This window comes from Galbibacter pacificus, assembly GCF_029603165.1.
GTDB classification, from domain to species: Bacteria; Bacteroidota; Bacteroidia; order Flavobacteriales; family Flavobacteriaceae; genus Galbibacter; species Galbibacter pacificus.
This window is the reverse complement of sequence record NZ_JAQSVC010000001.1, coordinates 360,397-387,024: the sequence shown is the minus strand read 5'-3', so window position 1 is coordinate 387,024 and position 26,628 is coordinate 360,397. Positions and strand designations below refer to the sequence as shown.

At 35.4% G+C, this 26,628-nt stretch carries 16 protein-coding genes; 6 read left to right on the top strand and 10 right to left on the bottom strand.

What is annotated here, in order from left to right; all coding sequences use genetic code 11:
- Positions 1-2: 2 nt before the first annotated feature.
- Together PSF86_RS01675 and PSF86_RS01670 are read right to left on the bottom strand one after the other, a co-directional pair.
- Positions 3-1,019 (bottom strand): GntR family transcriptional regulator, encoded by a 1,017-nt coding sequence (locus tag PSF86_RS01675; RefSeq protein WP_277898319.1) that lies wholly within the window; start codon positions 1,017-1,019, stop codon positions 3-5.
- Between the two features lie 47 nt (positions 1,020-1,066).
- Positions 1,067-3,277 (bottom strand): alpha-galactosidase, encoded by a 2,211-nt coding sequence (locus tag PSF86_RS01670; protein ID WP_277898318.1) that lies wholly within the window; start codon positions 3,275-3,277, stop codon positions 1,067-1,069.
- Between the two features lie 861 nt (positions 3,278-4,138).
- Between PSF86_RS01670 and PSF86_RS01665 the strand changes: the two genes are divergently transcribed.
- The 4 genes from PSF86_RS01665 (at position 4,139) to PSF86_RS01650 (ending at position 7,303) form a co-directional block, all read left to right on the top strand.
- Entirely contained in the window at positions 4,139-4,972 is an 834-nt protein-coding gene (locus tag PSF86_RS01665; protein ID WP_277898317.1) for an SDR family oxidoreductase, read from the top strand.
- Between the two features lies 1 nt (position 4,973).
- Positions 4,974-5,891 (top strand): helix-turn-helix domain-containing protein, encoded by a 918-nt coding sequence (locus PSF86_RS01660; RefSeq protein WP_277898316.1) that lies wholly within the window; start codon positions 4,974-4,976, stop codon positions 5,889-5,891.
- A gap of 339 nt (positions 5,892-6,230) precedes the next feature.
- On the top strand, positions 6,231-6,770 hold the full coding sequence (locus PSF86_RS01655) for a protein kinase family protein (protein ID WP_277898315.1): 540 nt from the start codon (positions 6,231-6,233) through the stop codon (positions 6,768-6,770).
- A gap of 14 nt (positions 6,771-6,784) precedes the next feature.
- Positions 6,785-7,303: a GNAT family N-acetyltransferase gene (locus PSF86_RS01650; protein WP_277898314.1), complete on the top strand. Its 519-nt coding sequence runs from the start codon at positions 6,785-6,787 to the stop codon at positions 7,301-7,303.
- Between the two features lie 20 nt (positions 7,304-7,323).
- On the opposite strand, the gene PSF86_RS01645 is transcribed toward PSF86_RS01650, so the two are convergent.
- On the bottom strand, positions 7,324-7,677 hold the full coding sequence (locus PSF86_RS01645; protein ID WP_338424008.1) for a winged helix-turn-helix transcriptional regulator: 354 nt from the start codon (positions 7,675-7,677) through the stop codon (positions 7,324-7,326).
- Positions 7,678-7,813: 136 nt separating this feature from the next.
- On the opposite strand from PSF86_RS01645, the gene PSF86_RS01640 reads away from it, so the two are divergent.
- Together PSF86_RS01640 and PSF86_RS01635 are read left to right on the top strand one after the other, a co-directional pair.
- Positions 7,814-8,674, top strand: a complete 861-nt coding sequence (locus PSF86_RS01640; protein ID WP_277898313.1) for an SDR family oxidoreductase — start codon at positions 7,814-7,816, stop codon at positions 8,672-8,674.
- A 188-nt stretch (positions 8,675-8,862) separates the two neighbouring features.
- Entirely contained in the window at positions 8,863-9,180 is a 318-nt protein-coding gene (locus PSF86_RS01635; protein WP_277898312.1) for a hypothetical protein, read from the top strand.
- A 311-nt stretch (positions 9,181-9,491) separates the two neighbouring features.
- Here PSF86_RS01635 and fucP read toward each other — a convergent pair whose 3' ends face one another.
- From fucP to PSF86_RS01600, 7 genes are read right to left on the bottom strand one after another with little or no spacing between them, the layout of a single operon-like run.
- A complete protein-coding gene (gene fucP, locus PSF86_RS01630; protein WP_277898311.1) occupies positions 9,492-10,808 on the bottom strand; it encodes an L-fucose:H+ symporter permease in 1,317 nt (438 codons plus the stop codon).
- 2 nt (positions 10,809-10,810) lie between these two features.
- The gene (locus PSF86_RS01625; protein ID WP_277898310.1) at positions 10,811-13,417 is read right to left on the bottom strand and encodes a glycoside hydrolase family 3 C-terminal domain-containing protein; all 2,607 of its coding nucleotides are present in this window, start codon (positions 13,415-13,417) and stop codon (positions 10,811-10,813) included.
- Entirely contained in the window at positions 13,407-15,719 is a 2,313-nt protein-coding gene (locus tag PSF86_RS01620; RefSeq protein WP_277898309.1) for a GH92 family glycosyl hydrolase, read from the bottom strand. Before PSF86_RS01620 ends, PSF86_RS01625 begins: the two co-directional genes overlap by 11 nt.
- A 7-nt stretch (positions 15,720-15,726) precedes the next feature.
- Positions 15,727-18,201 carry a glycoside hydrolase family 95 protein gene (locus PSF86_RS01615; protein WP_277898308.1) on the bottom strand — a complete coding sequence of 825 codons (2,475 nt, stop codon included), beginning with the start codon at positions 18,199-18,201 and terminating at the stop codon, positions 15,727-15,729.
- A 20-nt stretch (positions 18,202-18,221) separates the two neighbouring features.
- Positions 18,222-21,077 carry a glycoside hydrolase family 3 C-terminal domain-containing protein gene (locus PSF86_RS01610; RefSeq protein WP_277898307.1) on the bottom strand — a complete coding sequence of 952 codons (2,856 nt, stop codon included), beginning with the start codon at positions 21,075-21,077 and terminating at the stop codon, positions 18,222-18,224.
- An 11-nt stretch (positions 21,078-21,088) separates the two neighbouring features.
- Entirely contained in the window at positions 21,089-24,358 is a 3,270-nt protein-coding gene (locus tag PSF86_RS01605) for a glycoside hydrolase family 2 protein (protein ID WP_277898306.1), read from the bottom strand.
- A complete protein-coding gene (locus tag PSF86_RS01600; RefSeq protein WP_277898305.1) occupies positions 24,358-26,613 on the bottom strand; it encodes a glycoside hydrolase family 3 N-terminal domain-containing protein in 2,256 nt (751 codons plus the stop codon). The genes PSF86_RS01605 and PSF86_RS01600 overlap by 1 nt, the downstream gene beginning before the upstream one ends.
- Positions 26,614-26,628: the final 15 nt, after the last annotated feature.

The following is a 26,628-nucleotide window of genomic DNA, read 5'->3' as shown; positions in this document are numbered from 1 at the left end:
TTTTACAAAGAGTTTCTCTCAATAAGGACTGTTGGAACAACTACTTTAATTTTCTCACCACTTTTAACAAATTCTGCTGCCCGTGTTCCCATTTTGGAAAAGTCAGTAGAAAATGTGGTTACGCCGTCAAAGATGATTTCTTTTACAATATCATCATTATGAGAAATAAACCCCACGTCTTTACCTAAAACAAAACCTTTGGCCTTGGTATCTTTTAGCATTTCCCATAATTCCAGGTTATGTATGGTAAAATATACTTTTCCTTTTTCTAAAGATCCCGGCTTATAATTATCGCGAATAACAGAGTTTATATGGTGATCTTTCACAAATTGATTGAACGACTCCAATATCTCATTGGGTTCGGCAGAATTTGATTTAAAGAAAAAAACTACTTGATCAAACTTCTGGATTTTATCTTTCAGTTTACAAAATGCCTGATAAGAAGATTCTCTAAATTCCTGAACCACGTAACTATAATCTTCTTTTGTTTTCACAAACCTATCCACCAACAGAACCCGATTAACCGGGAGCTGTCTCAACAATTCAGGGGTGCTTTTATGAGGAATAGGCGCTATAACATACATTCCATATTTACCTCTGATATTATTAACAATTGTATCAAATGTTTCAAAATTATTATGATGAAAGAAAATATCTAATTGAATGGAATCGCCTAGACCATTTCTAAAGTTTTCATAAAATGTTTCTTGAAAAATATCAAAAGCGAAAATAACTAAAGCTACTTTCAGCTCCTGCTGTGTATCCTCAGTAGCCACAAAATATCCCAATCTATTTTTGGACTCGATAATCCCACTATGAACAAGTTCCTTATATGCCTTAACAATGGTTTCTCTTGCAAAACCCAATTCCTGAATCATTTTATTAACAGAAGGCAACATATCTCCCTTTGAAACATGTTTTTCATTGATTGCATTCAAAATTCCTTGAACGATCTGCTCATGTTTCGAAAGTGAATTAACAGATTCTAATTCCTTAATTTGCTGGACAATTTGATCCATTTATATTTTATTTTATGCTAAATATATTATGTTCTATTGGATTTACCCTAATTTGAAACCTCTTTTAGTCGAAGCACCACACTTGGATGCCCCGAGCTTACCTTTGGATTAACCCCTATTTTCATTAAGAAATCTCCACTATAATGCTCTTTATTTATAATTGGTTCATGACCAGGAAAAACATTAATTTCCTCAACTTCATATATGGAGGCCGGATTTAACCCTTTTAACTTAATTGGAGAATGACTTCCTTTCTCGTAACGATAATTCACCAAATAATTAAATACAATAGCTTTCTTTTTATCCTGTCCCACATACATTAAAGAAGCCAGTTCGTTTTTCCATGGGTTTTTTAACTTGTATAAATCCCCTTGCCAAATAACATTTTCCAGCTCATTGTAATTCTTTATCGCTCTCTGGCAAAATTCAAGCTCATCTTTGGGCAATTCATCAACCACAATATCAAAGCCCATTTTCCCCATCATTGCTACATCTGTCTTAAATTTAATAGATTGATTTCCCCAATCCGTAACATGGGCAGCAATGGCTGAAGATGGATAAAAATATGAATATTCCCACTGCATAAACACTCTCTCAAGCGGATCTGTATTGTCGCTCGGCCAGAACTCTGTAAAATATTCCATTGCTCCATAATCAACTCTTCCGCCACCGCCCGAGCATAACATCATTGGAACTTTCGGGTATTTTTCTCTAATTCGTTCCAGTACATTATAAAGACCTTGAACATACTTTATATACAATTCAGATTGCTCATCATCTTTAAGATAATCAGAATGTGCATTATAAATAACCGAATTACAGTCCCATTTAATATACGCCAAATTTGGATTTTCGGTAAAGAGGCCATCAACTACATTAAATATAAAGTCTTGCACATCTGGGTTGGAAAGATCCAAAACCAGCTGGTTCCTAAAGTAATGTTCCTCACGCATGGGTTGCTTAATTACCCATTCGGGGTGTTCATGATACAAGTCACTATCTGGATTTACCATTTCCGGCTCTATCCAAATACCAAATTTGACGTTGTTTTTCTCCGCTGTCTTTACCAATGTCCCTATTCCGTTGGGCAACTTTTTTTGATTCACCTCCCAATCACCAAGTCCAGCATTATCGGCATTTCTCGGATAATTGTTCCCAAACCATCCATCGTCTAATAAAAACAGGTCTACTCCCAACTTATCAGCATCTTCAATTAATTTTTTAAGTTTCTTTTCATTGAAATCAAAATATGTAGCTTCCCAATTATTAAGTAGGGTTAAACGGGTGCCTTTTCCGTCCAATACTTTGTAGTTTCGAGCCCAATTGTGAATGTTTCGGCTAGCATCTCCTTTTCCGGTACGTGATAATGAGAACCAAAATTTAGGCGTAGTAAAAGCTTCCCCTTTTTTTAATTCAAAATCAGAAGCATAATTATTAATACCTGAAAGAATTCGTAAGTTATTCAATGGGTCCACCTCAAATTCATTGCGAAAGTTCCCAGACCATTCCAAACCACCCATTAGTACCGTACCTTCATTATCTGTAGCAGGTTTTCCTATAGACACCATAAACACTGACGGTTGAAATAAATTGGCTCGTGTTCCTAACTTAGAGTCCAATACTTTGATTCCGTGAGACAATCTTGTTTCTTCTGGTCTCATCTCCTGAGCCCAATCTCCACTATAATGGGTTAACCAAAAATCATTATCCCCATAAAGGTACAAATTTACCGATGCAAATTTATGCAATCTTATTCCCCCCTTTTCATTATTATGTATTTCTGTCCATGTTTCTATAACATCTTCTTTATAATAAGCTTTGAAGAAAAGGTCTACTTCAAGATCATAGACTTTGTCTTGTAAAACAATTTTAGTTAGGTGCACATTAGGTTCAACCTCATTGGTTTCAGCATTTATATATTCCAAGCTTAAAGAAGTATTTCCATCTGTATGCGTGATATTTATTGCTGGTTCCAAAAGATTTTTAGACCCTGCCGGGGTATATATAGAATTATAAATTTCAGAATAATCCGTTCCTTGCTTATAATGCTTTGCAATGAGCTCATATTCTGAAGAATTTTTTAATTTATCCCCAAAATACAATGTATTTAATTCATTATTTTCATTAACAGTAAATACCAATGCATTGGTTTCGGTATTAACAGAAACTAGTTTCTGACTATAAGAAAGGCATGGAATTAAAAATGTTACCATGGCCATAATGCAACATTTCTTGAGATTGGATAAAGTACTTGACATTTTTACTATGATATTAATAAATATTATTATTTAAATTTCAACTATTAATTAAACTGTTCTATTCTATTCCACAATAATACTATAAATTGATTAATTCAAAAAACTTTTATTCTTTTTTTTAAATATAAGACTTGACGGAAATACTAATTTTGATGCATAGGACTCCCCCGTACTATAAAATCAGAGTGCGAAGAAGAAATCATCAAAACAAAACCTAAAATATCTGGTTTTCAAGGTGGCAATTTTAATATTAATTCCTTACTGGAAAAAAGCATGTAATTGCATTTCAAAATTGTATATCCTGTATTTAAAGGGATATATTTCGCTAAAAAAAGTTAATTTCTTCCATTTTTCCTGAAAAACTAACGATAATATCTGGAAAAGTTCGAACCACTAAAATCAATGAAGCAATAGCTATAATACAACTGATTAATAACTAACGAAGCCTTTCAAAATAAATGAAAATTTTATTTTGAATCAGGAAATTCATGACCCATAATAACCTGTTTGACCCCTTTACGCCCCCCCTTTGGTCTTCGGAAAGTAAAAACACAAGTCGCTTCTTTGCTAATTATTCTCTTTCTTTTCGATACACCCTTTGTCCATCGCCCCTATAAATCACAAGAAACTGTCCTTTTTAAGATGTTTTCAAATTGCAGGCATTGGTATTATTAATTGAGCCAAGTTATCTTACATAGAACAAAACATTAATCTGCATGGAAGGTTTAGTTTTTTATTATCTCCGGCATACTAATATTCACAATTTGCTTCCTACTCAATTGAAATACTTATTTCTTCAATTGGAATACTTCGTTAATATAATTGCTATGTAATTTTGCTTCATACAAAAAGAATAAAGTTATGGTTACAAAAAAAGTGTGGTTTATTACCGGAGCATCTAAAGGGATGGGGCTCGAAATAACAAAAGCTATTTTAAATAATGGAGATAAAGTAATCGCTACTTCGAGAAATCCCAAAAATATGTTAGAAAAGCTCGATGGAAATTTGATTGATTTGTTAGCCCTTGATTTAGATGTCACAAATGAACAGGATGTTAAGGAAGCTATTAACATTGGTTGTCATCATTTTGGACGCATAGATGTTGTTGTTAATAACGCAGGATATAACTTATTGGGAAATATCGAAGAATTAAGTAATGCGGAATTCCGTAAGACAATGGATGTAAATCTATTTGGAATGGCAAACGTCATACGTCATGTACTTCCTTATCTTCGAAATCAGAAAAGTGGCCATATTATAAATACTTCTTCTATGATGGGATATATAGGGCATGCGGGTAATGGCAGCTATAACGCTTCTAAATTTGCGGTAATAGGAATGTCCGAAGCTCTTGCACAGGAATTGGCACCTTTTGGTATCAATGTTACTATTCTGGCACCTGGTACTTTTCGTACAAGTTTTATGAGTGAGGATAGTCTATCAATTGCCAAAAATGCAATTGAGGGTTATAACTTGGAAAAACAAGTTGAAATTTTCCGAAGCTATGATGGTATGCAATTAGGAGACCCTAAAAAGTTGGCTCAAGTTTTACTGAAAATTTCCGAAATGTCATCCCCACCCATACATCTTCCGTTAGGGTCTGATAGTTTTAATGCAATAAAGGAAAGTCGTGAAAGGGAACGGGAAGAATTAGAAAAATGGAAACAGTTATCTTTACAAACTGATTTTAAATAAAATGTCTATTAAAAAGTCCGGTCCGGTAAAAATAAAATCAATACCCGAGCTCCATAGCTTATTTCATTTAAATAAGCCCGACCATCCATTGGTAAGTGTCATTGACTTTGAAAATATAAAGTTTGATGATAGGGAAATTTGGAAAAGTTTTTTTTATGACTTCTATTGCGTTGCCTGCAAGATAGGTTCTTCAGGAAAGTTTAAGTATGGACAGCGCGATTATGACTTTGATGATGGGATGATGAGTTTTACCAAGCCTGGACAGATTTTTTCAGTCACCAATATCTCAAATAATCCGGTAACCGGTTTTATGTTAGTTTTTAAAGCAGATTTCATTCGTCATTCGGCCTTAGGAAAAGTCATTAACACCTATGGTTTTTTCTCCTATGCTATTGCCGAAGCGCTCCATCTTTCAGAGAAAGAAAATGAAATAATTATGACGCTGCTCCAACAAATCAAAAATGAATTAAAAAATAATATTGATAACTATAGCCAAGATCTGGTAATATCTCATATAGATCTTCTTCTAAATTATTCACGAAGATTTCATAACCGACAATTTCTTACAAGGAATGCTGAAAACAATGATCTATTAATAAAAATAGAAGAAATACTTCGTGATTATCTAAATACGAAAGCTAGTATTTCAGGGCTTCCTACAGTTCAATACCTATCAGAAGAATTAAATATGTCCCCAAGTTATCTCAGTGATATGCTACGGAACCTCCTTGGTCAAAATGCACAGACCTATATTCAAAATTTCATAATAAATGAGGCCAAGGATTTAATATCAACTACCAATTTAAGCGTTAAGGAGATAGCATATAATTTAGGTTTTCAACATCCCCAATCCTTTAGTAGTATGTTTAAAAAGAAAACCCACCAAACACCTTTACAGTATAGGGCATTGTTTAATTAAATGCTAAGAAGAAAACCATTTAAGTACTCTCCAAAATATAGCATCTGTTCAACGAGTTCCCCTTTTATAAAGGCAATAATTACTACTGGTTATCTATTTGTCATTTAGCAGATTGAGATGAGACCAAGCATTTGTGAAAAGTTTTCGTCCTGGCAGGTATTGCTCCTTGATGATATAATTATTATTGTTAGATAGTAAAGTTCAAAATCATTTCATTAAAGATTTAAAGCGTTTAATTGAAGTTATTGATGTAAAGTATCGTATAAAACTGAAGGGCACCTTTTTAAATCAAGATAGAATAACCACCTAAAGCATTTACCCTTTTCATATTTTTGTAATATGGAAATAACAAGCAACAAAGAAGGTGTGATTTTTAGTCTTCATAAAAAATTTCATCATAATTTTCTAACTCCTATTGGAAAATATGTCAATTGGAAATTAGAAAATGATTGGGATGATTATAACGAACTCTATCATTCTATACGCTATATTGAAAATCTAAAAAAACAGCCCGGCATTTGTTTTGAAACACATACAATTGAAAAAAACAAAAATATAATTGGTGTATTATTAATTGTGGGAGGTGAATTAGATCGAATGGAAGACTTATCAAATCTTCCAGAAAATAAAACAGTACTTTTAAAGTATTTTCATATTGTCGATAAAGGAAATGGCTATGGTTCTTATTGGTTAAATGAGGTTATTTTGCCATATTATGCAAAGAAAAATTTTGAGTATCTCCTAGTAAGCAGTAGCCACCCGAAATCATTTAACTTTTATAGAAAAATTGGAAAGGAAATAGGAACCTCTGTAAAAAAGAGTGATAATGGAATATATCACAGAACAGTAAAATCGTTCCGTGTGTTATTAAAAAATTAAAGTAGCTTAATAATATGAAAATTACGAACAGTACACAACGCGATATTCCCGAAATATTTAGACTTTATAAATTGGCTACTGATTTTCAAAAGGAAAAATTTCCAGAAAATCAATGGCCGGAATTTGATGAAAAATTAATATCCAATGAAGTTATGGAAGATCGCCAATTTAAATTGGTAATTGAAAACAAAATAGCTTGTATCTGGGCGATAACTTACAGTGATCCTCAAATTTGGGAAGACGAAGGAGAAGAATCTTCTATATATATTCACAGAATAGCAACAAACCCCAATTTTAGGGGGAATAATTTCGTGAAAATAATTGTTGACTGGGCAAAGGAATTAGCAGATACCCAGCATAAACGATTCATCAAAATGGACACTTGTGGTGATAATGAAAAATTAATAAATCATTACAAAAAATGTGGCTTTGATTTTTTAGGAATCAAGAAATTGAATGACTCTTCAGGCTTGCCTTCCCATTATCACGGAGCAGACGTTTGCTTCTTTGAAATAAAATTAAAGCGCCCCTAAATAATAAGTGTCATAAAAAATTATTTTTTCATCATTAACTCCCTATATCTTACCCCCCATTCTCCCATAGCATTTATAACCTTATTCAAGCTTTTGCCTTGAGGGGTCAATTCGTATTCAACAGTTATAGGCATCGTATCTCTTACCTTACGCGTTATAAGGCGGTTCATCTCCAAGTCCTTTAACTCTTTGGACAACACTTTGGGGGCAATGCCATCTATATGCCTTTTTAATTCCATAAACCTGAACTTACCGTTATGGTATAGCGCCCCAATAATAGAAGTTTTCCACTTGCCACTCAATAAGTCTTGAGTGTCTTTTATTCCTCGAAGATTTCTGAGGCAATCTTCAGACAGCGATTTTTTATCCATCATTTTATTAATCTTATTGGTTGCAAAGATAAACAAAATAGTTACTTTAAGGTAACTACTTACCAATAGGTAACAATTAGCATAATAGTAACTATATATCCTACTTTTGTGCCATTATTAATCGTAAAATACAGAAATCATGATATTGGTAACAGGAGCAACAGGACATTTAGGTTCAGCAGTAATAAGCCATTTACAGAAAAACATATCGGTAGACAGCTTTATCGCTTTGGCAAGAAGTGAAGAAAAAGCCCAATCATTAAAAGCAAAGGGCATACAAGTACGCATTGCCGATTTTGACGATATTGCCTCGATCGAGAAAGCCTTTGAAGGAATTGAAAAATTATTGCTTATTTCTACCATAGACCATAACAGGGCAGAACAACAAAAAGCAGTAGTGGATGAAGCCAAAAAGGCAGGCATTAAACATATTGCATATACAGGCGTTTCATTGAAGGACGTAAATAAGTCTGCCACAAAAAAATTGATGGAAAGCCATTTTCAAACAGAAGGTCATATTAAAAAAAGTGGATTGTCCTACACTTTTTTACGTAACTCACTTTATACAGACGTAATCCCGATGCACGTAGGCGAACATGTCTTTGAAACCGGCATTTTTCTTCCGGCCGGAAATGGAAAATTGCCTTATGCACTGCGCAGGGAAATGGGGGAAGCTGCAGCTAATGTGCTGTTGCAAGACGGTCATGAAAATAAAACCTACGAAATTGCAGGTAGCGAATTGTATTCTTATACCGATGTTGCGAAAGCTCTCTCGGAAATCTCTGGCAAAGAAGTTAATTATACCAATGCAAATCTGAAAGAATTCACACAGAAATTGAAACAGAATGGTGTAAATGAATTTATGGTTTCTATAATTGCGGGTTTTTCAACCGATATCAAAAACCATCAGTATGAAATTGTAACTAAAGATTTGGAAAAGCTAATCGGCAGAAAACCTAAAGCACTTGCAGAAGCATTAAGAGAGGTTTATAATTTATAAAGACAGGGATAAATAAAAGCGTCACCAAACAAGATAAAAAAATAAAAAAGACCAGAAACCTCTTATTAAACGGCAATATTGATGCTGAGGACTTCCGTGCTATAAAATCAGAGTGCGGAGAAGAAATCATTAAGACAGAATCTAAACTGTCTGGTTTTCAGAGTGATAATTTTAATATTAATTCTTTATTGGAAAAAGGATACAATTGTATTTCAAAATTGGATATCCTGTATTCAAAGGGAGATATTTTTGTTAAAAGAAAGTTAATTCCCTCCATTTTTCCTGAAAAGCTAACGATAATATCTGGAAAAGTTCGAACCACTAAAATTAATGAAGCAATAGCTATAATACTATTGATTAACAGCAACCTACAAATAAACAAAAAAGAGGACAAATCGAAAAATATCAATTTGTCCTCGATGGTGACCCCAGAGATACAAATTTCAAATCATTTTATTGAAGATATAAAACATTTAATTGAAGTCATTGAAGAGGGTATCATATAATTTATTTTCATTTATACATGTAAATAATCAACAGGAGTAATATTTGTGTACGACAAAATATCAGAGTATCTCACTAAACTAAATATATAAGGTTATGGATAATTCTTCTTATTTAATTTCAACTATAAATTCACTTCTGCGATTTTCCTGATGTTGCCTTTCAGTACATTCTACCCCATTTAATCTATATTCATTTCATTTTTAGGATATGTAAAACACTTATTGACCTACCACTTTCATTCTCAATCAAAGCTCCTTTAATTGATGTACTGCCAATATCATAACCTATATAATAATCCATTATATTTAGCCTAATTATATAGTTTTTCTTTCTCTTTATATGTAAAATAACCATATAAAGTAATCCCAATAAAGCAAGCCAATGGCAGAATAAAAGAAAAATTTACTTCTGTAACTCCAAATAAATTCAAATCTTTAACTCCTGTCCCGCCTAAATCTATAATCATCCCTTGTAACTTTGGCATCAAAGCCCCTCCTACAATAGCCATCACTAATCCTGCTGCTCCTATTTTGGCCTCTTCTTCATTCAAGCCATCAAGTGCTATTCCATAAATAGTTGGAAACATAAGTGACATACAAAATGAAATTCCAACCAAACAACACAACCCTAAAATTCCCTCAATAAAGATGGTCCCCAGCGTAAAAAGAAAGGCTAATACCGCAAAATACATTAGCAATTTACCTGGATTAAAGAACCGCAATAAATAGGTACCTATAGCTCTTCCTATTAAGAATGCCATAAATGCCATAAATTGATAATTAGCTGCAATATCACTCGGAATAGCAATTGCTTCAGCATATTGATATATATAGGTCCAGCACATTATTTGGGCTCCCACATATAATACTTGTGAAATGACCCCTGATATGTAGCCTTTATTTTTTAATAATGATTTAAATGTATTGCCTAGACCTATAATCTGACCATCGCTTTTTGCCTGAGGCATCTTACTTATTATAATCATCACAAAAACTCCAATAACAACTAGGCCTAGAATTAAATAAGGGTTACGTATAACCATCAAATCAGAGGCACGGATCATAGCAATCTTAGTCTGAGATAATGCACCAAAATTAACTATATCATCAGACTGTAGTTTTTTCAATACAAACTGTTGTGCCACTAATAAACCTAATATCAATCCTACAGGATTAAAGGCCTGTGCCAGATTTAATCTCCTTGTAGCAGTTTTTGGATCTCCCATAGCAAGAATATATGGGTTAGCTGTTGTTTCCAAAAAAGCTAACCCAAAAGTTAATATGTATAACCCTATACAAAAAAACCAAAATTGCCCTGATATTGCTGCTGGATAAAACAATAAGGCTCCCAAGGCATATAGGCCTAAACCGATTAAAACCCCAGTTTTATATGAATACTTTCTCACAAAGAGTGCCGCTGGTAATGCCATACAGAAATAACCTCCATAAAATGCCATTTGTACCCATGCTGCTTGAGAGTTTGAAAGTTCTAAAACTTTTTTAAAAGCCTGAACCATAGGATCGGTAACTGCGTTTGCGAATCCCCATAATGCAAAAAGCGATGTTATTAAAATAAAAGGAACTAAGTTTTTCCTTGGCACAATTTTTTCTTTTAGTTGGTCTCTCATTTTTATTTTATTTCTAATTTTTTCTTGATATAATTTTCATTAATAGTAGCATAGCCTCCACCTATTGTCAATTCAACTTCGCCTGAAATTGGTTTTGAAATCCCATATTGATCAATATACTTTAGAGATTTTCCGGTAAGGACAAATTCTACTTTGACTGATTGATTCTTTGGTATTGATACTCGCTTAAATGCTTTTAAACTCCTTATAGGCTGCCCAATTACTTTATTATTCCCCATATATACCTGTACAACTTCTTCCCCATCCATATGACCATTATTGGTAACTTTTACAGATAATGTAACTTCATCTTTTGATGTGTCTTGTTCAATAACTAAATCGCTGTATTTGAATTTCGAATAACTCAAACCATACCCAAAAGGATATAATGGGCTGCCCTCAAAATAGCGGTATGTTTTACCTTTCATGCTATAATCCTTAAAATCCCCTAGGTCATCTACAGATTTATAAAAAGTTATCGGTAAACGTCCAGAGGGGTTATAGTCCCCAAATAAAACATCAGCCAATGCATTGCCTCCCTGTTCCCCCGGATAAAATACTTGGATTATCCCATTAACATACTTATTAACCCAGTTAAAGGCCACAGCACTTCCGCTCATGTTTACATATATTATTTTTTTCCCTAGTGCATTCATTCTCTTTAGTAAATTTGTTTGAACATCTGGAAGTTTTAATAAACTTCTATCTCCATATTCAAATCCTTCAAGTTTAAAGGTTCCCATTTCTTCTCCTTCAATTCTTGGTGAGAGTCCTCCACAAAAAATAACAACCTCTGCTTTTTTGGCTACATCAAGAGCTTCCTGAGCATAATCATAATCTGTTCTAGCCCATAATAATTTAATTGCTGGAACAATTGTTTCGTCATACATTTGGTTACCGTGTATTCTGAACTCAAAATTGTATTTCACTCCAGATTTTAATGATATTTCTCCATCCACCTTCTTCCCATCAACAAAAACTTCACCTCTAGTTTTAAACTTATATTTCCCTGTATATTCAGGCAGTAAAATCCCTTTCCATATAATAGAGAATCGACTATTATAAGGAAGTTCAATTGGCATTTTATCCATCCAATTAAAATCCATTTTTTTATCTACCCTATCCAAAGCCGGGGTTCCCGTATAATCTAAACTTTTATAATATTTGCCTTGAAGACCACGTCTTGAAAGCGTAGAGTCTACGTAAAATACTTGTTCAGGTATATCTTGATAAATATTCATTCCATCCACATATGGTGTTCCTGGAGCATAATATATGGCTGCATCTTTAGCGAGTTTTTCTTGAATGCCTTTTACCGGTGTAATTGGATTTTTAGAAATTCCATGATAGTTCCCATATAATGCATCCAATGAATTTGCATTTGGACCAATCACAGCTATTGATTTTATCTTTTTAGATAAAGGGAGCGCCTGCATTTTATTCTTTAATAAAACAATAGATTCTTGAGCAGCTTTCCTTGACAAATCAATATGCTTTTCATTGGCAACTTCATCAATGGAAATTTGTGTATAAGGAACAATACTATCAGGATCAAACATTCCCAATTTGAACATTGTAGTCAATAATTTCTTCACTGATTTATTTATAAAAGTTGTATCAACTAACCCCTTTTTTATGGCAGCATCCAGATTCTGATATACATCCCCACAATTCAGGTCAGTTCCAGATTTAATTCCTACTGATGCAGCTTCATCCTTTGTAGATACATACTCATGTGCACCCTCCCTGTAAAAATCAGAAATAGCTCCACAATCAGAAACCACATATCCATTGAATTTCCATTTTTTACGTAAAACACTATCAAGCAATAGATTATTAGCACAACAAGGAACACCTCTAAATGCGTTGTATGCACACATAATAGATTGCACATTAGCCTCATTGACTGCCGCATCAAAAGCTGGCAAATAAGTTTCATTCAAATCCTTGTCTGAAACATCAAAATCATCACTATGCCTTGAAATTTCTGGTCCATTATGAACTGCAAAATGTTTAGCGGTTGCCACTAGCTTCAAGTATTTAGGATTATCTCCTTGCAATCCCTGTATAAAGTTTACTCCCATTCTAGAAGTTAAATATGGATCCTCTCCATATGTTTCTTGCCCCCTTCCCCATCTTGGATCCCTGAAGATATTTATATTGGGTGACCAAAAAGTAAGTCCACTATATATCCCCCTTACTCCTTGATTCTTAAAGTATTGATGTTTTGCCCTAGCTTCATCAGAAATGACCGTTGCTACTTCTTTCATGAGCCTCTCATCAAAACTGGAAGCCAAGCCTATTGCCTGAGGGAAAACTGTCGCTTCTCCGGCTCTTGCCACTCCATGTAAACATTCGTTCCACCAATTGTATCGGGGGATTCCCAAACGGGGGACTCCCGGATTGTCGTAACGCAACATGCCTACCTTCTCTTCAAGAGTCATATAGCTTAATAGATTATTTACCCTCAAGGAAAAATCTTTTGTAAAATCTTTATAAATACGAGTAGATTTTTTCTTTTGACATCCATTCAAAAAAAATAGTATCAAAACCAAAAAGGAAATCAATTTTATGAACTTTATTCTTTTTATAAGTAATTTAGTTTTCATTTTTTGTAGTTTTAATATATGGTTCAGCGGATGGGGGAACCATTGCCGGATTACTTCCCCAAGTTTTATTTGCCCTAGATCCCATTAGAAGTTTAAGGGTTCCTCCTTGCATCAATTCTTGATGTGTAAACCATGCCTTATTTAAAGGGGTTCCGTTTAGGGTTGCAGATTGTATGTATTTATTTTCCATAGAGTAATTTTCGGCAATGATGGTAAATTTTTTACCGTTTTCTAACTCAATGGTACTTTTCTCAAAAAATGGACTTCCTATATTATAGATAGGTAATCCCGGAGTTACCGGATAAAATCCAAGTTGAGAAAAGACAACAAATGAAGACATACCGCCCCCATCTTCGTCTCCTGGTACTCCCATTAGATCATTTCTAAACCAAGTATGAATCAGTTTATGTATTCTTTTTTGTGTTTTCCATGGTGCTCCAGCATAATTGTATAAATAAGGAATATGTAAGGAAGGCTCATTGGCCATGCTAAATTGCCCCACATTTCCTGTTTGGTCCGGTAACTGAGCATAAAACTGAGATTTTCCTTTGCCCATAGGCTCTGAAAACATAGCATCTAAATTGGAAATAAAGGATTCGTTTCCACCCATTAGGTTAATCAAATCAGCGATATTATGTTGTACATCCCATCTGTATGTCCATGCATTATTCTCTCCGTAATAGTTTCTTGCTCCCAGACCCCCGGAAAATACATAATCAAAAGGTTCGATAAATTTCCCCTCTTTATCTTTAGGGTGAAAAAAGAGCGTCTGGGTATTAAATAAATTTCTATAATTGTAGGACGCATTAAGAAAAGCCTTATAATCATTTTGTTTATGAAGTTCTTTAGCTATTTGGGACAAACACCACTGATCATAGGCCGTTCCCAAAGAAACTGCCACAGGTTGTCTCTTTTCAAAATGATTTACCTCTTCCACAGTTTCCTCCTCATCTGGATATAAAGCAGGAATATATCCATGTTCCTTATAAAAGGAATCTAACCAACCTGCCGGCTTTCCTGACCACGGCGCTAGTGTTTTTTGAGTAATGGCACCCTTAGCTGCCTTATATGCAGCTTCCAAATCGAAATCTGTCAGTCCCTTCCTGTATCCATCAATTATAGCTGCCACGCCATGATTGGAGTTCATTCGTCGACTATCTCCAGTAATTTCCGGAAAAGTTGGCAACCAAAAATTATCCATTTGTTCTGACATAAGGATAAAGGAGTTTAAGATATCCTGCTCTTTCTTTGGGTCAATAAGAACTCGTAGTGGGTGATGTGCCCTATAAGAATCCCAAATCCAATCATCAGTATAAAAGTCCCTCCCATTATCTTGATGTACCTTGCCATCAAATGCACTAAAATATTGTCCATCTTCAGAAATGCAAACAGGGCGTTCAAAACATCGATAAAGAGAAGTATAAAAAACATGCTCGTCTTGTATATCACCACCTTTCACTTGAATTTTACCAAGAGACTCATTCCATATTTCCTTTCCTAAAAGTTGTATCTTTTCGAGGGTTTTGCCTTCTATTTCCCTTTTCATATTTGCTTTCGCCTGAAGTTCACTTATGAAAGAAACACCGTATTGTATGGCTATTTTTTTAATGCTTTCTGCATACTTAAGTATCAAACTAGCATTCTTACCTGTAGTTTGATGTCCGGAAATACTTGCTCCATTTTTTAAAACAGTGACCTCTTTTGGTAGGTGTTCCGGTTTGAAATAAATAAACACTTTTGTATTGTTTGCTAAATTCTGATACCCTGAAAACGCAGTTCCATCCCATTGAAGAAATCCATTTTTTGAATTCAATATCAAAAAAACATCTTTCTTTAAATCTCCTTCTAAAGATATTTCATACATTCCCGACTGATGGGAAAGTCCATAATCCAATGATATATTTTGTTCATCTAAGTAGACTTGATAGGAATAAGGGGTGATTTTTTCCTGATCATATGAATAATTCAAAACTGGTTTTAAATCGAATTCTGAACCTCTGTAAGGACTTAAATTAAAAGCAGAACTCCCCCTATGGCTTGTTACTATTAATGGTAGTCCATGAAGTCGATCCCCTGTATAATCATTCCTCTCCGGATAAACACGCAACATACTGTTCGGTAAATGAATTGTGGGAAAGGTAGGCACGAGCATATGGCTTATATTTCCCATATATGGATTGACATAATCAACCGGTGTATTCGGTAGACTTACCTGATTATCATATTTAGTCTTATCACAACTGCTTAAAAGTACTATTAATACCATAGCAGTCAATCCCTTGGTAACTAGTTTTATTTTCATTGTCATATTATATTCGATTTAGGTCCCCGTTTAATTTTATTGTAGTGCCTTGAGTCATTTTCCCCTTAAAACTCAAACCATTGTATTTTATATTCAGGACACCACCTTTATTAGATTTGATTCGAACCTCCCTTATTTTTTTATTATTCCAGCTAATACTGACCTCAAATCCTCCCCTTGCCAAAAGCCCAGAGACATGGCCCCTTATAAATTCTTTAGGCAAAGAAGGTAATAGTTCTATTATATAATTTCCATTCTTATCCCTTGATTGGCTCTGAACAAACATTTCTGCTATTGCAGCAGTGGCACCAAAATTTCCATCTATTTGAAATGGAGGGTGATTATCAAATAAATTTGGCAATGTTTTATCTTTAAGTAAATTGGATAACAATAGATATGCATGTTCCCCATCATGAAGACGATTCCACATATTTATTTTCCACGCCAGACTCCAACCTGTCCCGCCATCTCCTCTACCCTCTAAAGTTTTTTTTGCAGCTCTAGCCAAATCTGGGGTTTCCAATATTGTTATCTGGTTTGAAGGATATAATCCAAATAAATGTGATGTATGCCTATGATGTGGCTCTACCTCCTCATAATCTTCTGCCCATTCCATAATCCTCCCCGTAGTTTTACTTATTCTTATTGGTGCTAGTTGTTTAAGGGTTTTTAAACATTCCTTTTGAAACAATTCATCCATATTTAAAATGTCAGCGGCTTCTTTGGTTGTTGTGAGAAGCTCATGGATTATTTGTAAATCCATAGTAGCTCCGTAAGTAAAAACAGAAGTTGAACCATCCGGTTTAATAAAGGTATTTTCTGGGGAATATGAAGGGTTTGTCACTAATTTACCAGGGCATGCAGTTCCATTAGGGGCTTCTACCAAAAAATCCATAATAAACCTAGAAGCCCCTTTCATTAAGGGATAGGCAGTGTTTTTTAAGAAAATTTTATCCCCCGTATATGCATAATAATCCCAGGCCTGACGAACAGCCCAGGCGGCGCCCATTGGCCATATCCCCTGGGGGCCATCGGCAGGAACCGTAAATCCCCAAGCATCCGTTAAATGGTGGACAACCCATCCTCTTGCTCCATACATCGTGTTTGCCGTTCGTTCCCCTGGAACAATTAAAGAACTTAATAAATCAAAATATGGCTGGTGCAATTCAGAAAGATTGGTAATCTCAGTAGGCCAATAGTTCATTTGGAAATTAATATTCGTATGGTAATCGGCATTCCACGGGGCATGCATTTGCCAGGCCCATAATCCTTGTAGATTAGCGGGCATAGTGCCTGGTTGTGAACTTGAAATTAAGAGATATCTACCAAACTGAAAGTAATTTTCAATTAATCTCAAATCAGGTTTTCCGTCAATTTTTGCATCATCCAATCTTAGAGCTGTTGACTTTGATCCCATAATTCTATCTGTTCCAAGATTAATTTCAACCCGGTCAAAGAATTTTTTATAAAATTTTATATGATCGGATTTTAACTGTTCATATGATTTATCGGATGCTTTTTCAATAATATCCTTACATGCATGAAGTGGATAATCTTTAGGTTTTAATATACCAGTATGTGCATGGGCCAATCCTGGGTAATTGGTTGCTCCCGCCACCAATATCATCAACTCACTTGAATTCTCTACTTTTATCGTACCATTTTTTTGGGAAACTTTTCCGTCTTGTGATATCACTTTAACTTGAGCCGAAAAACTAAGTCCTTCGATTGTGTCCATTTTGGTGTTTAAGCGTATTTGACCTTTTAATATAAGGGAATTAGAGTCTATAGGATCAACCTGAATCTGGGCATCCTGTGCCCTTTTTAATGTGAATGATAGATTTATTTTCTCTTTTTTGTCCGCAGTAAATCGTATTACCATTACTTTATCCACTGAAGAAATAAATGCCTCCCTATTAAATTTGGTGTTTTTATAAGAATAATCCGTATGGACTATGGCATTTTCCATATCCAGACTCCGTACATAGCCATTCACCTGATCATGGGGGGTATCTAGCCATAATTCTCCCAAAGATTGATAGGATTTAACCCCGGCAGGTATGCCTAACATATTTTTCTCTGCTAAGGCTACTGCTCGCTCATTTTGATCCTGGAACAACAAACCCTGGACTTCCCGTAATACAGAAAGTGCTTTCGGATTATTGGCATCCTGTGCATACCCATCCCATAAAGTACTTTCATTCAATTGTATTCTTTCATCTTGAACCCCCCCAAATACCATAGCCCCAAGTTGCCCATTTCCAAGCGGTAAAGCTTTCTCCCATTCATTGGCTGGCTCGGCATACCATAATATATTTTTATCATTTTGTAACTCCTTATTCGAAATGACCTTAGCACGGTCCTTCCATGTATTTGAAATTTCAGTTGTCCGAATACTTGCTGGTTCAACGTTCTGTGATAGCATCGGTTGTACCAAATAGAAAGCTATAACAACTATCAGATTTTTAACTATTTTTTCCATAAAATGAAATAATTTATTTATTACAAAGAGGTTGAAAGACTCTTATATTTACTCGTTACTATAACATCTTTAATGAGAATTTGAGGAAGTTTAAATTTTACTATTTTTTCTTCTCCAGCTGCCAATTCTATATTCTGTGATGTATATTCCTTTCCGTTGACGTAAAGTTTCAGTTTGTCGGTGTCTGTAATATTTCCTAAATTCACTATCTTATATGCTATATTATTTTCTGTAGCTTCTTGTGACTTTTGAAGTTCTATATGAAAATCTGCTTTAAAAGATTGGCCATATTCAACTATCGATGTAAGACCCTCATTATCTGATCCATAACCCACACTTTCTTTTATATTATTACCGGCTTTATATCTTGGGCTAACTCCCCCTACTGAGACTTTAAAAGCACCTTTTTCAACAACCCTGTCCATTTTATCATTAAGTAATGAAAGTGCGTACGGACTAAGGATAAACTTGATTGCTTTAGTTTGTTTCGGCTTTAACATAACCTTTTCAAAATCCTTTAATTCAAGTACCCTCGTTTTCACACTTGCAAACATATCAGTAATATATAATTGTACTACTTCTTCACCATCTATAGGGCCGGAATTGGTGATATCTATATTTACTGAGATAGATCCATTTGCTAAAACTTCGGTTTTTAAATTAGAATAAGTAAAATGGGTATAACTTAATCCATAACCAAAACGATACAAAGGATAAAAGTCCATGTCTACATAATTATAACCTCTTCCAGAAGTTTTAAAATTATAATATAAGGGAAGCTGTGCCACACTTTTAGGAAAGGTCATGGGCAGCTTTCCAGATGGATTATAATCCCCAAATAACACGTCCGCAGTAGCTGGTCCCCCTTCTTGACCTGGCAACCAATTTACAAGTATTGCGTTACAGTGCTCCTTAGCAAAACTAAGGTTATAGGGCCTCCCGCTTTGTAAAATTAATATTACGGGTTTTCCTGTTGCGCAAACTGCCTCTAATAGTTTCTGTTGATCACCAGGCAGAATCAAACTTGCATAATCATTTGCTTCTCCCGATGTCTTTGTAACACCTTTGCTGGCTTCACTAGTTGAACAATCCCCAAGGACAAGGACAGCAACATCCGAAGTTCTGACTGCTTTTACAGCTGCTTGTATATCTGAGTTCTTTGTATCAAAAAATTCACAACCCTTTTCGAAAATAACATTTGTATTTTCATCCACGCTTTCTTTGATTCCATACAAAACCGATTTCAATTGTCCAGGCTGTAGTTTAGCCGTATAATCTCCTGGTTGTAGATCATCAGCCCCCGGGCCAATAACAGCTATTTTTTTTAGCGATTTAGATAGTGGCAATACAGCATTTTTATTCTTTAGCATAACGATAGACTTTCTAGCTGCTTCCCTTGCTACGGCTTTATGTTCCGCGCTATTCCATCCAGGATATATAATATCCCAGTCTAAAGGTTCGGAAGGGTTGTTCTCAAAAAGTCCATTCCGAAACATCGTTCTTAAAATAGTTTTACATGTATTGTCCAATGCTTCCTGATTTAATCGACCATCCTTAGCTGCCTGAATAACTGCAGAATTATTATAAACGTCACCGCAATTAGTAGCTATACCAGCCTCTAAAGCCTGATTTGCTGCTACAATATAGTCCTCTGCAGTATAATGTTTCCGAGCTGTCAGATTCCCAACGGCACCACAGTCACTGACAATAAAGCCATCAAACCCCCATTCTTCTCTTAAAATACCTTGTAATAGCTCCTTACTTTTAGCTACCGGAACCCCTAAATAGTCGGAGTAAGCTTCCATAATTGACTGTACATCATACTTTTGAATAATTTCTCTGAAAGGCACTAGGTGAATTTCACGCATTTCCCGTTCGGACAGCCCAATATCATGTGAATCACGACCACCCAATGGGGCACCATGGGCTGCAAAATGTTTAGGTGTTACGAAAAGTCCTCTGGATTTAAATCCTTTTACCCAAGCACTCCCAATTTTGGTTACCAATACGGGATCTTCACCATAAGTCTCTTCAACACGTCCCCATCGAGCATCCTGAGCTACATCAAGAACCGGTGACCAGGCCTGAATGGTATGGGCGCTTACTGTTTCATCTCCAATAATGCCCGATACTTTTTCAACTAAAGCTTTATCCCATGTTGCCCCTAATCCTATTGATTGAGGGAAGATAGTGGCGCCACTACCATAAGAGTATCCATGTATGGCCTCTACTTTATTAATGAAAGGAATTCCGAGTCTTGGTATACCGGGAATCCCCCACCCCTCTCTAAGCAGTTCCATTTTATCTTCTTGAGACATCGAATTTATAAGCAAAGTAACACGTTTCTCTACCGATCTGGAGGCATCCATCCAAGGTTGTTCTTCTAACTTAAAGGTATCATGAACATCATCTGATTTTTGCTCATAGCCTATGGAAAGCTCAAAAATTTTAACCAAATCATTAAAAGAATTTCCCTCAAATACTAATTGAAGATGTGCCCCATATCTTGGCGGAAATTTAAGAACATAATCAGCACCGTTTTTGCTTACTTTGTAATTGATTGGATCCCCCATGTTCATAGGGTCATAGGAAATAAATAATTGTAGGTTATGTATTGATAGCTCCTTCTGGGCCATATTTGTCAGGATTGTTAACTCTGACACATCTCCCGGCTTAGTAAGCGTTAGTGTTAGTTGTTGATTTGTTTTTTGGTCATTTTTAGTTAAGAACCAATAACTGCTCTTATTCTTATCATAAATTTTAGATACCTCCGTAGATTGCACCGTAGCGCTACCAGAGGTAAAGTTTGTCTGTTGAGCACTTAATATGCCCACGTAAGAAAATAATGCTATAAATATTGACAGTGTATTTTTCATATTTCTTAATCTCAATTATTATTTTGATTTATTAATGACGTTTTTATTTTATTTAGAAAGCCTTTTTTACTTGATTTTATTTCAATCTTAATAGGTACCTTTGTGTTCTTTCCTTCTGGATATATTTGAATATGATTCCAGCCTTTTTCAAGCGGGAGTCCTTTAAAAGAATTTTGCCTGCCTTTTCTCATATCCAATGCTTCATTATTGATTTTAATAACATACTGTTCTTGACCACTGATTATCAAATCTAATCGGGGCATATCAGGTTCGATTAGCAAGTTTTTTAATGATCTAGGAGAATCTACCCAAAAACTGAGGTAAGAATTACTTTTACTTTTTTCATATGGTATTTTAATATATCCTGAATTATTAGATGTAACGACCTTTTCTGTTATTATATCCTCATTGATATTCTCAATATCCATGTTTAAAATTTGAGAACCCTCTTCTAGATATAATGCCCTGTCAATCACACCGTCATTGTCCATAACTGAAAGATCTTTTACAGAAAGCTCATTAAATGTTACGCCCAAATTGGATAACATTTTTTTTATTAACCAATCAGCATTATTTCTTAAATCAAGTAGTTTTAAAGTAGTTAGATAATAAACCCCTCTACCAGTATCCACCTTATATAAGGCAATGCCAGATTCCTTTTTTAAAAGTTCATTTTTATATACCGCTGCTGTTTTTTGATATTCAGCCTGTCCATTCCATAAAGCCCAATCTGTATTTGATGCTTCAATAATTGATACTGCTTGGGGGCTGTCTATAAACAACCCATTTTCCATAACTGGATTTTTAACTAACTCACTGAAGTATAAGTCTTCATTATTAATATTCATATTGATAATGTCAGGTTTGCCTAAAAGAAAGGATGTCGCTTTTCTATTTGTTATTTTAATAGGAAAAGGTACACTTTCAGTCAGCCAGGAAATTGCCCCGGGGTGTATTCCCATAATTAAGAAAGTTTTATTCTTTCTAACACCGTTTTGAATATATTTCTTAGCTTTTATGATATCCCCTGGGTTGGTAGCATCAACAATAACAATACCCGCCCTTTTATAGCTTACCTTATTTACCCCCAGATCTGTTAAGTAGGAATAAATTCTGCTTTGTTCACCTGAAACTATAAATGTTGATCTTGGAGCCGGGGCCGACGATTGGTTAAAATTCTTTTCAATAGGGTTGTCTCCAATAACAAATTCATCATTACTATTTGCAGCCCTTACAGCTTCGAACAATGGCCAAGGCTCATAAAGTGGCAAATTGGGATCATAGCCAGGATTTAATGTAGTGGTATATGGCCCCAAACGTTCCGGTTGTACCCCAGGCTGCCCCTCTTTGTATGCAGTAAAAAATATACCATCCTCTAATGTGGCGGAACGACTGGTATTATCAAGCCCCAATGGCAATGGTTTAAGTCCGTACCAAATTATATTAAATATGCTACGGTAAACAGCGTTATATTTTTTTTGTAAGTTTAAAAGTTTGTAAGCCTCCGTTGCCAACCCCTCCATCCTACCTAATTGAGACTCATAGGCCCTATTTCCATTTACAGTGGCGACTTGTTTTGGGGTTCCATAATAAGCCATTCCAGTTTCTCCAATCCCCCATGGTTTTCCCATTGTCGACCATTCTTTCATAGATTCTTCATTTCCATAATGACCGATAACTGTCGGAAGATGAGTAGGCTTCATTGTTTCTCCATCACCCGAAATCCAGTTCCTTGTAGAATCTGTTTCCCTTACTATTGAAATCCAGTTGTTGATTTCAGTTATTTGTCGTTGTATGATAGTCTCGGGAGCATGAAAAACATGAATCGCTACGGGAAGCGTTTCATTACAAACACTCCATCCAAATACTGCAGGATGATTTCTGTCACGCAATACCAAATTTTTTACATGAGATTTTGCAGAAGTCCAATAAGCTTCAGAATCCATTCTCGGTCCACCGTCACTGGACCATATAGCCGTTTCATCCAATACACAAATCCCCATTTCATCTGCCATATCCAAATAAAAATCCGGAAAGGGTTGTGCATGTAATCGAACTGCATTGGCTTTCGCATCTTTTAACATTTTAAACCATCCCCAGGCATATCTCCGGGTCATTTGGGGAATTCCCATAAAATGCCAAGAATCCCCTTTAAGTTCTATCGGACGTCCATTTAAATATAAATTTTGCCCCCTAATTTTAAATTCCCGCCACCCAAAACGGGTATACTTTTGATCAAGGACTGTATTATCGGAGGCTTTTGTCAACTTTACAACAGCTCCATATAAATTTGGAGTGTCCGGCGTCCAGTATTGTAACCGTCCATCAACTTTGGTATGAAGATACACAACGACACTATCCCCTACGGCAATATTTATTAATTGGGGATATTTTATAGAAAACACCTCTTTTTCCAATCCATCAATCTCAGCAAGGTTATCTATACTTAACGGTTGTGGCCTGTTCCAAACCTGTATTGATGTTTGTAGTTTTATTTTTTCATCTTTATGGCCATTGTTTTTAAGCTTTATGGCTAGGGTCAGTTCATCTTTGGAAACTTTAGGCTGTATGTATACGTCTGAGATATTAATCTGTGGAACCTTTATTAAAGAAACATCTTGCCAAATTCCGGCTATATGCTGTCCCCAAAATGATCCGGCAATGTAATTTCGTCGACCATACCTTCCCTGGTCATCTGTTAAGCTTGCTTTAGCTATACCAACGGTTAATACATTTTTTCCTTCTTTTAGATATTTCGAAACATCAACTATAGTTGAAAAAAATATATCGAGGTTCTCCCCCACAAAATTACCATTTACATATATTTTAGCATATCCGGCTATGGCTTTAAAATGCAATATGAGTTTATTCCCCAACCAATATTCAGGAATCTCAAATTCTTTTTGCATCCATCCAATACTTGCGCTTTCCCATGATTTGGGGTAAGATGGATAGGTCACGAAATCTCCTCCTTTTTGCCCTGCAAATGAATTTACATTCCATGGAGATGGAATCTTAAGTGGTGTATTCTCCCATTGAAAAACATCCGGTCTTATAAACATAGAGGTATCTTTCGCCATCACTGGCATAAACTTCCATTTCCCATTAAGGGAAATCTCATCCCTATATGGTTTTTCATAAGTTCTTACCATGCCTTTTACAGGATTAAAAACCTTGTTATACGTTTGATCCTGAGCCCTGATTTCTATACTAATGAAACATAGTGCAAAGGTTAGAGTACATGAAAAAAGTACCTTAAAAAAAATTTTATTTTCTATCATTATTTTTTGATTTCAATATTCTTTATTAATCGTATATCGCCAGCGCTACTTCCTATCATAATTTGAAAGGTTCCAGGCTCAACTAGGTGTTTCATTTCTTGGTTCCAAAGTCTAAAGGCTTCATTATGCAGTTGAAAACTTATAGATTTACTCTCTTTGGGCTCCAGAAATACTTTTTTAAAACCACAAAGAGATTTTACCGGGGTAGTCACGCTGCTTATCATATCGTTTAGATAAACTTGTACCACTTCTTCCCCTGAGCGTGATCCTGTATTTGTTATGGTCATTTTAACCGTTAAGGAGTCTTCTATTCCTATTTCCGAAGACGATAATCGCAAATTAGAATATGCATAGGTTGTATAGCTCAAACCATGTCCAAAGCTATATAAAGGTGTATTGTCGATATCTACATAATTATGTTTGGAGGAGGGCTTATGGTTATAATAAAAAGGAAGTTGTCCCACAGATCTGGGAAAACTTATAGGAAGCTTTCCGGAAGGGTTCACTGTTCCGGATAAAACATCTGCAACGGCCAAACCATTTTTTTCTCCGGAGAACCATGATTCAACAATAGAAGGTATATGTTCGTCTACCCAATTTAAACCTAGGGGTCGTCCATTAAATAATATAGCAACCACAGGGGTTCCTGTTCCATAGACTGCTTTTAGCAATTCCAATTGATTCGAATCAAGTTCCAAATCTGAACGATCTTTTCCTTCTCCAACCTTTTCAATGTTTTCACCTATAACTACGATAGCTAGATCTGATGCCTGAGACACTTTAACAGCAGATGTCTTTAATTTTTCTGAATCCAATGTATCTTTCAAGCTGTATCCCTTTTCGTATTGAATGCTTTTTGAAGTTGCCAAGCGTTGTTTTAATCCTTCTAAAATTGAAATTGTTTTCTTATCTGGATTGGAATATCCTCCTGGATAAGTGCTGGTAGCTAAATCCCCGATTATAGCGATATTTTCGTATTTCCCTGATATAGGCAATATCCCCTTTTCATTTTTAAGCAATACAATACTTTTTTGGGCTGCTTCCAAAGCCAGGTATTGATGCTTCTTGTTATGAAAATCCGAATTATTATTTACCTTCACATACGGGTTATCAAAAAGACCCAGTTCAAACTTTAGCCTCAAAATATCCCCAACGGCATCATCAATAGTTTCCATATCTAATAGCCCCTGATCGACTGCCTGCACTATGGCATCCATAAAACTTTCATGTTTAAAATCGTAAAACTGCATATTTAAGCCCGCATTTAGAGTATTGGCTAAGGCCTCTACAGTATCTTTTACTACTTTATGATTTTCAATAGTCATTCGAATAGCTCCAAGATCAGACAATACAAACCCTTTAAAGCCCCATTCGTCACGTAAAACCGATTTTAAAAGCCATTTATTAAATACACAAGGGACGCCGTCCAGTTCATGATATGCAGCCATGATCCCTTTTGCCTTTCCTTTACGGACAGCCATCTCAAACGGCACCAAAAAGCTAGATCTAGCTTCTCTTTCCCCAATATATGCTGGAGCTATGTTACTTCCTGCTTCCGGAATACTATGTATGGCAAAATGTTTGGGCTCTGCAATAACGGCATTGTCATTACTTAAGGTATCCCCTTGCAACCCCATAACCATGGCAGTTCCATTTAAGGCAGTTAGATATGGATCTTCCCCAAAGGTTTCTTCTACTCGTCCCCATCTCGGATCCCTGGCAAGTCCCAAGACCGGCCCCAGTATCATATGTATACCGTGCATACGACTCTCACTGGCTATTACCCTACCTATCTTTTTAACCAGAGTAGAATCCCAGGCACTGGCAAGTTGTAATGGAACGGGAAAAGTAGTACTATTTTTACCAGAATAGCCATGTAACCCTTCCTCTATAAACATAACTGGAATTCCTAATCTGGTTTTTTCTAAAGCATATTTTTGTATTTGATTGCCAATATTAGGATCTAATGGGTAAAAATCATGAATTGATCCCATTCCAGACGAATCCATCATTTGTGAAATTTTTTCTTCAGAAAACTTTATTGCATCATGTCCCTTCATGATGGCCACCTCCTTGCCCCAATACATATCCATTTGTTTTATTTTCTCTTGCAGGGTCATTTTAGAAATAAGGTCTGCCACTCTACTGTCTACAGATTGGGAAGCATCTTTATATATAGGGTTAAGAGTATTATAGGTACACCCATAGAGCATTAGTAATAACCCTATGAAAATTGCTTTTTTGGATTTAATCATTCTATGGTAATTTAA

What these genes read in the sequence shown, in the direction of transcription:
- PSF86_RS01675 (WP_277898319.1), bottom strand. Translation starts at nt 1,019, where the DNA reads ATGGATCAAATTGTCCAGCAAATTAAGGAATTAGAATCTGTTAATTCA.
- PSF86_RS01670 (WP_277898318.1), bottom strand. Translation starts at nt 3,277, where the DNA reads ATGTCAAGTACTTTATCCAATCTCAAGAAATGTTGCATTATGGCCATG.
- PSF86_RS01665 (WP_277898317.1), top strand. Translation starts at nt 4,139, where the DNA reads ATGGTTACAAAAAAAGTGTGGTTTATTACCGGAGCATCTAAAGGGATG.
- PSF86_RS01660 (WP_277898316.1), top strand. Translation starts at nt 4,974, where the DNA reads ATGTCTATTAAAAAGTCCGGTCCGGTAAAAATAAAATCAATACCCGAG.
- PSF86_RS01655 (WP_277898315.1), top strand. Translation starts at nt 6,231, where the DNA reads ATGGAAATAACAAGCAACAAAGAAGGTGTGATTTTTAGTCTTCATAAA.
- PSF86_RS01650 (WP_277898314.1), top strand. Translation starts at nt 6,785, where the DNA reads ATGAAAATTACGAACAGTACACAACGCGATATTCCCGAAATATTTAGA.
- PSF86_RS01645 (WP_338424008.1), bottom strand. Translation starts at nt 7,677, where the DNA reads ATGATGGATAAAAAATCGCTGTCTGAAGATTGCCTCAGAAATCTTCGA.
- PSF86_RS01640 (WP_277898313.1), top strand. Translation starts at nt 7,814, where the DNA reads ATGATATTGGTAACAGGAGCAACAGGACATTTAGGTTCAGCAGTAATA.
- fucP (WP_277898311.1), bottom strand. Translation starts at nt 10,808, where the DNA reads ATGAGAGACCAACTAAAAGAAAAAATTGTGCCAAGGAAAAACTTAGTT.
- PSF86_RS01625 (WP_277898310.1), bottom strand. Translation starts at nt 13,417, where the DNA reads ATGAAAACTAAATTACTTATAAAAAGAATAAAGTTCATAAAATTGATT.
- PSF86_RS01620 (WP_277898309.1), bottom strand. Translation starts at nt 15,719, where the DNA reads ATGAAAATAAAACTAGTTACCAAGGGATTGACTGCTATGGTATTAATA.
- PSF86_RS01615 (WP_277898308.1), bottom strand. Translation starts at nt 18,201, where the DNA reads ATGGAAAAAATAGTTAAAAATCTGATAGTTGTTATAGCTTTCTATTTG.
- PSF86_RS01610 (WP_277898307.1), bottom strand. Translation starts at nt 21,077, where the DNA reads ATGAAAAATACACTGTCAATATTTATAGCATTATTTTCTTACGTGGGC.
- PSF86_RS01605 (WP_277898306.1), bottom strand. Translation starts at nt 24,358, where the DNA reads ATGATAGAAAATAAAATTTTTTTTAAGGTACTTTTTTCATGTACTCTA.
- PSF86_RS01600 (WP_277898305.1), bottom strand. Translation starts at nt 26,613, where the DNA reads ATGATTAAATCCAAAAAAGCAATTTTCATAGGGTTATTACTAATGCTC.